This window comes from Vibrio sp. 2132-1 (assembly GCF_033344315.1).
Genome location: NZ_JAWPON010000375.1, coordinates 1 through 680 on the forward strand (window position 1 = coordinate 1; position 680 = coordinate 680).

At 45.0% G+C, this 680-nt stretch carries 1 protein-coding gene; it reads left to right on the forward strand.

What is annotated here, in order from left to right:
* Positions 1 to 137 precede the first annotated feature (137 nt).
* The coding region (locus R8N47_RS25520; protein ID WP_318186141.1) for a MipA/OmpV family protein at positions 138 to 680 on the forward strand (543 nt) is incomplete at its 3' end.

Genomic DNA, 680 nt, shown 5'->3' on the forward strand with positions numbered 1-680 from the left:
CCCAACCACACTGTTTTGTCATTACGCAAAAAGCAAAATCACCGAAAGCCATACATTTCCATACGCTTTGCTGATAGAGGCTTACAACACCATTTTGTACACTGTTCAAAATAAAATAAACGGTACAGGAAATACAAATGAACAAGACACTTCTCGCACTACTAACTTTGGCAGCAGCTGGCACCGCAACGGCAGGTGACACATACATCCGTAACGGCAACATCTACAACAACCAAGGTGGTTGGGTTGCGGAAGTGGGCGTAGCTCAAGGCAGTGATCTATTTAAAGATCAAAAACACAATACTGCACCAATCCTAAACGGTGGTTACCACGGTGAAGACTTCAACGCAGATTTGGGCGGCATCAACTACCGCTTCGTGGGTGAAACCAACGATCTGATCAACATGAGCGCATACGTGGTAGGCAGCGGCATTATTCGTGATGGCGATGTAGCAAAGAGCTTGAAAGGCACACAAAAACGTCGTTTAGCGGTTGATTTAGGTCTAAATACCGATTTCACTCTAGATGAGCACAACGTCATCTCGACATACCTACAACACGACATCAGCGGCGCATACAAAGGTTACTTAGCGGGCGCGACGTACTTCCACATCATGAACTTCGGTAGTGTTGATTTTGTTCCTTTTGCTAACCTAACTTATCAAAGTGAAGACTACGTA